Genomic DNA, 6920 nt, shown 5'->3' with positions numbered 1-6920 from the left:
CGCCGGCCTGCTATCTGACCACCAACACACCGACCGGACCGAGAACGCCACCAAGCCGCTCAAGGCCCTACCAGCCGCACCTCACCGCCGATGAGCTGACTGACCCTCCCGGCAACCGTGCACCAGGTCGTTAGGTCGATTCCGACGTCGCGGCCAAAGCTGCGTCAAGCTCCGCGGCGTTTTGGAACCGATCGTCGGGTTCACGACTAGTTGCGGTGGCGATGACGTCCCGCAGGTGCGCCGACACCGGAAGCGTCGACGTGTCGATGTCCTCCTGGAGGCGCTTGCTCAGCAGCAGCGCCACGCTGGCTGATTCCCAAGGCACCTTTCCTGCCGCACAGAAATACAGCACGAGGCCCAGGGAGTAGATGTCGGAGCGGTGGTCGGAGGTCCCGCCAGCAATAGTCTCGGGGGCCATGTACATCGGTGTGCCCACGATTTGACCTGCGGCAGTGATATTGCCACGACCCTCCTGTCGTGCGATGCCGAAGTCCACGATGACCGGACCCCGGCGGGGTTCCATAACAATGTTTGATGGCTTTAGGTCGATTCGCGCAATCCGCTTCTCGTTCAGGTACGATAAGGCGCCAGCCAGACGCCGCCCAATCTGCACCACCTCGTCAGGTGGCAAGGCGCCCGATTCGGCGACGACGGATGCCAGATCAGAACCGAGCATAAGCTCCATGATGATCGCCACGCCGCCCTCGTCGATGTCGATGGCGTCGTAGGTGCGAACGATCTGCGGGTGTCGCAGCTGCGCGGCAATGTCGGCCTCGCGGCGGAACCGTACGAGGGCGCCTGGGTCGTCCCTGTCGAAGTAGCCAAGGGTTTTGACCGCGATGACCCGCTGCAACTGCCGGTCAAAACCTCGGTAGACGGTGCCCATGCCGCCGCGTCCGATGGCCTCGCGCAACTCGTATCGGTTCGCGAGAACCCGCACTGGCGGCAGGGCGGCACGTCCGGCGCCGGTAGACGTACCGCCGTCGGCCAAGGCGGAGATCTGCAGGGCCGCGCGCTCGGCTTCGTTCGCGGCGGCGAAGCCGAACAGGGCGCGCCGAATTTCGCTGGACAACTTGAAGATGGCGTCGTTTGCGTCGCCGATGATCGTTGCGGTCGCGTTAGGCCGCCGGACGTATTCGATGATCTGGTGGCGTTGCAGGTGCTCGAGCAGTCGAGCGACGCCCGGCTCCGAGATGCCGAGAGCGGGATCGAAATGCCGGGGCTCGCCCTCGGGGACCAAGTCCTTCGAGGAGAATGGTTCGCCCTCGCTGCGCAGAACCCAGTCCACAACGTAGTAGGCGCTCAGCTTGCGGCGGTCCTCGTCGATGTCGGCGCTGAACAGCTGGTCCCGCCGTTGCTGTTCTTGTTCTAGGTGCTCGCTAAGGAGCACCTCAAGATTGGCGTAGAACTGGACGCGCTTGGCGTCGTGTTCCTGCACGTGCAGCGTCGGGCCGCTCTCTGCCCAGGAGACGAACCCGTTGAACTCCTGCAACAGACGCCGCGGTATGCCCCTTGCCTTGAACTGCAGGTAGTCGCGGAACTGCTTGAGCTCCGCCGGGTACTCGGTAGTGTCGGCACGCACGACGTCGAGGAGACGGTCGACTGCCGACCAACTGCACGGCACGTACAGCCGCCATCCAAAGACACTCTCGTAGATGCTGTTGCCTCGAGCGGCGTCCCTGATGGCATGGTCGTGCAGGTCCGGCCCGGCCACAACGAGAAAGTGAACACCCGGCATGGTCAGGACGTTCTTGACGCCGCCGAGGATTTTTTCGATCACCTCGAGCCCTGCATCGGCGCTGGTCAACTTGTCAGCCTCGTCGAGCACGACAACCAGCCGTATCCGGGCCTTGGTGGGCTTGGACCACGGCCGCAGCCACCCACGCCACCTTGGCGACGGCACGGTCACGGAGCCACTGCGGTGCAGCAGTGACACAATCCTGATGATGTCGTGCTCGACATCGGTCTCCGAGTAAGCGAGAAACTGGGCTTCGGTGGCCAGGGACCGGGTGCGCTTCGCGGACGCCACAACCTTCGGCAGGGGAACCTTCACGATCCGACCGTTTGAAGCCTCGACATTGATGCCCCGCTCGGTTGCTTCCGACCGTGTCTGCTTGAACGCCAGCGACGTGCGCATGTAGGCCACCAGCAGGGACTGCTGCACGTCGGCAGGCAATCGCGACAGCAGGCCACGATCGTGGAGACTTTCGAACACACGCCGGGTCACCGCGAACAGCAGCCGATCAATGTCGGTCGACCGAGCCACGCTCAGCACCACCGGCACCACGAGATCATCTTCGTCGCCCTGCGACAACTCGCTGAGCGCGCGCAGGACCAGTGTCGTCTTGCCAACCCCGCGGAAGCCCGTGATGAGGAAAGCGCCGCCGTGGGAATGGATGATACGAGACCGCAACCCCTCCACCAGGCTCGCGTTGCCCAGCATCGGCAGAGCGTCATCGTCGCCCTGAAGCGGCTCGTGAACGAACCGGAAGGAGGTCGTAAGCGGCATGACCAGCAAGGGCCCACTCCCCGTTAGTGCGTAAGCCGCCGGATGACCTTCGCCGCCGGCACCAGCCACACGCCAACACAGCGCTGGCTCTGGCAGTACACCTCCGGCTACGGCAAGTCGTCAACGATGTGGCGCAGCTTTGACATGGCCCCGCCGCACGTGCTGTGGTGAGGTTCCCCCGGTTTGCCGGAGGGTTGGTTACCTGGCGCCGGTGGGCTCGGGCTGAACGATAGTGGTCTCGTCGTGCTGTGCATGGTGGGTGTGCCAGGCGGTTTCGTACTCGTCTGGGGATCGCCAGCCGAGGTCTTTCTGGATACGGCGGGTGTTGTACCAGCCGTCGATGTAGGTGAAGATCGCGTTTTCCGCCTCGTCGCGGGTCCGCCAGGAGTTGCGGTAGACAGCTCACACCGCGGACCCCGGCGGCGCTCTGGACGATCGCGTAGGTTCTCGCCGACCAAGCCTTCGATGACGTTCGATTGGGTGGACCCGGCCGATGAGTTTCCGAGGGTCGCGTTTGGCCACCACGTTCGGCAGGGTGACCGGAACCGGTGGATCCGCGTTCGGCGGGAACCGCCAATGCGTCATCTCCGGCCGGCCCGCCGGCAGCAACGGCGCGGGAAGCTCGAAGAGGCGGTTCGTCTACTCCGGGCCGTACTCGTCCCAGGTTTCCGTCGCCAGGAGCGACCAGCCACCTGCAGCGAGCGGCTTCACCTCGACGAACGCGCCGGACGCGCCGGACGCGATCAGCACCGCCGACCCGTTCGGCCATTTCGTCGCTGAGCACGGTCAACCAAGCGTTTCGGTCGACGCCGCGCGGCGGATGATCCCAGAAGAACGTGATGATCATGCTGTTATCCACAGGCGCTGAGTTATCCACAGATGGTGCCGCTGCGGGTTGAGCGGCTGAACTGTGCCTGCTGAGGTACTCCGCAGGGGCGACGCGACGTCGCATCGTCTGGTGAGGGAGAGCAGCCATGACTCGGGGTGGACGCAGCCGATCACGACGCACGGACTGGCAGACAGCAGCGGACGACCTCGCCGGTGTTACTGGTCTCGTCGGCGCGGTGGCGGCTCTCGTCGCGGCGGTCGCGGGGCTGCTGACGGCTGCAGCCGCGCTGCTGGTGAATCGCTGATGCCCGCGGTCGAGGCATGGCTGCTCGGCGGACCGGCCGACGGCCGCATCACTTCGATCGAGGTCGACGAGAACGGGTCCCTTCCGCAGCTCATCATCCTGCCGCAGAGCGGCGCCTACCTCGGCACCCGCGAGCACCCCAGCCCACCCGTGCAGTACCGCTATGTTCGTTGTGACGGCGAGGACGATCCGCCAACCTTCCAGTACGACGGGCCGCTCCCCCACGACGAGTGACATCGGCGCAGGCGGCCGCCAGGCCGATGGGTGTGGCCGCTTCGAACCACCGAACGGTCGACACAGCCTCATCCGGGTCAACCCGCTATCCCCCACCAACCCTGATTCGAACGTTTGTACGATGCGTTGGTGGAGGATGTGGCGGGGTCCCTGGTGGAATGGGACCTGAGGGCGTCTGGGCCGTCGGGATGTGTGGTTGACCCGGGAGGTCAGGTGGAAGGTCACCGCCCGGGCCGGCGATAGCGAGACCGGGCGGGTGCTGCGGTGGAAATTCGACACCGAGGACGAGGCCCTCGCCATGGTCAAGCGCCTCCTGGCTGCTGATGCGAGCGGCCAGTGGCGCAAGCAGCAGCCCGACAGCCAGCCGCCACAGCAGGCGTAGGGGCCGGCTTGCGGTCTGTGACCCGAGGGTGCGCGAACCGCAAGCCGGAAATCGTGGTTAGGAACTGCAGGTGTTGAGCATGCTCTGCAGGGCGGACCTCTCCGACGACTGCAGGGTCAGGCTCCAGCTGTACTTCACGGTGATCCACATTTTGCTGTAGGTGCATCGGTACGACGTCAGGGGCGGTTGCCAGGTGGAGGGGTCCTGGTCGCCCTTGGACTGGTTGACGTTGTCGGTCACTGCGATCAACTGTGGGCGGGTGAGGTCGTTGGCGAAGCTCTGCCGGCGGCTGGTCGTCCAGGAGTTGGCGCCGGAGCGCCACGCCTCGGCGAGGGGTACGACGTGGTCGATGTCGACGTCGGAGGCGGCAGTCCAGGTGGCGCCGTCGTAGGGGCTGTACCAGCGGCCGGAGGTGGCGGAGCAGGAGCTGTCGACGACGACGGAGGTGCCGTCGCGCTTGAGGACCTGCTCGCGGGTGTTGCAGCTACCGCTGATGGTGATCCAGTGCGGGAACAGGTCTCGCGAGTAGCCGTTGGTCGAGCCCTGCGCCGCCACGGTAAGGGCGTTGAGCTGCGACTGCGCCGTCGCCTTCGACGGGATCCCGGGAGGCGTGGCCGACGCGGGCTGCGCGCTGACGCCCACCAGGGCGGCAACGGCGGCGAGGATGACTCCGGCGGCGTAGCGCGTGACGTGTGGGAAACGGGCGATGACTGGGGTTACCCGCATAGGGGCCTCCTCGGCACTGGGTGGACGGCAACCGTCTCTGACGATCATGGCCATCGAAGGACGTGTTTGTGAAGGGGTGAGAAAGCAGCCACGAAACTTCAAAGCGCTTCGCTGGCCTGCGGGCACGAGCTGGGCGGACCCGGCGGACCTCGTTCTGCCCTTGCGCCCCATGCCGCCATCGAGGGTTCGGCATCTTCCAACGCCACCCCTGTGCGCCCCTCAACCATGTGAGAGGAGGTGAGTGAAATCCGGGTTCGATGTCATAAGTTGGTTCTGCGGTGACTCCAGCCCGCCGGCGTGCCGGGGCCACGACCGAACTGCGTCCGCCGCTCACGCCGATGCTGGCGACGGCCGTCGACGCTGTCCCTGAGGCCTCGGATCTGGCGTACGAGCCGAAGTGGGACGGCTGGCGGCACTCGCCTTCCGCCGGCCCGACGGCGTGTACCTGCAGTCCCGAGCCGGCCGGGATGTCAGCACCTACTTCCCCGACATCACCCGAACCGTCGCCGAGGCCGTCGGGCCGGGTGCGGTCCTCGACGGTGAGCTGGTGGTGTGGGAAGGCGAGCGAACCAACTTCGCCCATCTGCAGCGCCGAGTCACCGCTGGCGCCCAGCTCCCGGACATGGCCCGCCGCCATCCCGCGCACTACGTCGTCTTCGACCTGCTCAGCGCCCCACCCGGGCGACCACTACTGGACCGGCCCCTGCACGAACGACGTGCCCTACTCACACAACTGCTCGCCGACGCACCCGCCCAACTCACCGTGTCCCCGCAGACCACCGATCTCGACCAGGCCGCCGAATGGTTGACAACCTGGACGGCCGCGGGCATAGAGGGGGTGGTGATTAAACGGCTCGACGGGCGCTACGAACCGGGCCGGCGTGGCTGGCAAAAGGTCCGGGCATACCGCACCACCGAAGCGATCATCGGCGGCGTCACCCCCAGCATCGACAACCCTGAGACCCTGCTGCTGGGTCGCTGCGACCAGCAGGGACGGCTCCGCTACACCGGCCGAACCAGCCCCCTACGGCCGCCACAGCGCGCCGACCTGGCGGCCCTGCTCACGCCCGTCGGCCCGGAGGGGTCGCACCCGTGGCCGCAGCCTCTCCCCGCTGCGTGGACAGGGCAACTCGACCGGCCCCAACCCCTCCCGTACAGCCCCGTGCTCCCCACCATCGTCGCGGAGATCGACGTCGACACCGCCTACGAACATCACCGGTGGCGACACCACGTCCGCTATCTACGCCCCCGCCTCGACCTCACCCCCGCCGACGTGCCACCGGCCAACGGTCAACGTTGAGGCCCGGCGCGAGGACCCGCTGCCCCCGCATGTCGCAGCAGACGAAGACCCTTCCAGGTTCGCAGCCCTCACCTGCGGCAGGCTGACCGCTCCTACCACCAGTTGCACCGGAACCACGTACCGTCGCTCGAGTGGACGTGTTGCTGCGCGGCGGGCAAGTGACGGCCACGTGGTGCGCGGCGGCGGGGAGGACGTCGTGTGGCAGGCGTGCCTGTACGAGGTCACGTCCGAGGTAGCACTCCGTCACGGACGTGATCTGCAGGTGTACCGACACCGCCCCGATTCCTGCGAGCAGCACGGGCGAGGGTCCGAGGACAAATGTGAGTGACGCTATTGACCCGACGCGCGTATGGCCGTGTAGCGGCTCGCGACTTCGACGACGGGACGGTCGCGCGGTTCGACTTCATCCGCTGCGGTCGCGCCGCCGGATTCACCCTCGCCCAGATGCGCGACATCCTTGCCGTCCGCGACGCCGGCACGCCCCCTGCGGACATGTACACGAACTCCTCGCCCAACGGCTCGACGCCATCGACGCCCAGCTGGCCGACCTCACTCCCTACGCTCCACCGTGCTCATCTCCACCAGTCCGCCACCGACGCCGAACCGGACACCTGACCACCGAGCAGGGCTGCCGATA

General features: G+C 66.5%; 7 protein-coding genes and 2 pseudogenes. 6 read left to right on the top strand and 3 right to left on the bottom strand.

The genetic code is table 11. The features are described from left to right. Positions 1-130: 130 nt before the first annotated feature. Entirely contained in the window at positions 131-2509 is a 2379-nt protein-coding gene (locus ABZS37_RS29885) for a protein kinase (protein ID WP_355174466.1), read from the bottom strand. A 198-nt stretch (positions 2510-2707) separates the two neighbouring features. Next, positions 2708-2896 (bottom strand): annotated as a pseudogene (locus tag ABZS37_RS29880) (IS3 family transposase); the annotation flags it as partial. A gap of 148 nt (positions 2897-3044) precedes the next feature. Here ABZS37_RS29880 and ABZS37_RS29875 point away from each other — a divergent pair. From ABZS37_RS29875 to ABZS37_RS29865, 3 genes are all read left to right on the top strand, one after another. Beyond that, entirely contained in the window at positions 3045-3377 is a 333-nt protein-coding gene (locus ABZS37_RS29875) for a hypothetical protein (RefSeq protein WP_355174456.1), read from the top strand. A 264-nt stretch (positions 3378-3641) separates the two neighbouring features. Further along, entirely contained in the window at positions 3642-3875 is a 234-nt protein-coding gene (locus tag ABZS37_RS29870; RefSeq protein ID WP_355174454.1) for a hypothetical protein, read from the top strand. Positions 3876-4065: 190 nt separating this feature from the next. Further along, positions 4066-4257, top strand: a complete 192-nt coding sequence (locus ABZS37_RS29865; RefSeq protein ID WP_355174452.1) for a hypothetical protein — start codon at positions 4066-4068, stop codon at positions 4255-4257. 57 nt (positions 4258-4314) lie between these two features. Here ABZS37_RS29865 and ABZS37_RS29860 read toward each other — a convergent pair whose 3' ends face one another. After that, complete coding sequence (locus ABZS37_RS29860) at positions 4315-4983, bottom strand: HNH endonuclease family protein (protein WP_355174450.1); 669 nt, start codon at positions 4981-4983, stop codon at positions 4315-4317. A 397-nt stretch (positions 4984-5380) separates the two neighbouring features. Between ABZS37_RS29860 and ABZS37_RS29855 the strand changes: the two genes are divergently transcribed. From ABZS37_RS29855 to ABZS37_RS29845, 3 genes and pseudogenes are all read left to right on the top strand, one after another. Then, positions 5381-6283, top strand: coding sequence for an ATP-dependent DNA ligase (locus ABZS37_RS29855; protein ID WP_355174448.1), 903 nt, complete (start codon positions 5381-5383; stop codon positions 6281-6283). A gap of 131 nt (positions 6284-6414) precedes the next feature. Further along, a pseudogene (locus tag ABZS37_RS29850) lies at positions 6415-6611 on the top strand (hypothetical protein). Continuing rightward, the gene (locus ABZS37_RS29845) at positions 6608-6898 is read left to right on the top strand and encodes a MerR family DNA-binding protein (RefSeq protein ID WP_355174446.1); all 291 of its coding nucleotides are present in this window, start codon (positions 6608-6610) and stop codon (positions 6896-6898) included. Before ABZS37_RS29850 ends, ABZS37_RS29845 begins: the two are co-directional and overlap by 4 nt. Positions 6899-6920 lie beyond the last annotated feature (22 nt).

It is taken from the genome of Micromonospora sp. NPDC005413 (assembly GCF_040606435.1).
Taxonomy (GTDB): Bacteria; Actinomycetota; Actinomycetes; order Mycobacteriales; family Micromonosporaceae; genus Micromonospora.
This window is presented reverse-complemented; position numbering and strand designations above follow the sequence as displayed.

What these genes read in the sequence shown, in the direction of transcription:
- ABZS37_RS29885 (WP_355174466.1), bottom strand. Translation starts at nt 2,509, where the DNA reads ATGCCGCTTACGACCTCCTTCCGGTTCGTTCACGAGCCGCTTCAGGGC.
- ABZS37_RS29870 (WP_355174454.1), top strand. Translation starts at nt 3,642, where the DNA reads ATGCCCGCGGTCGAGGCATGGCTGCTCGGCGGACCGGCCGACGGCCGC.
- ABZS37_RS29860 (WP_355174450.1), bottom strand. Translation starts at nt 4,983, where the DNA reads ATGCGGGTAACCCCAGTCATCGCCCGTTTCCCACACGTCACGCGCTAC.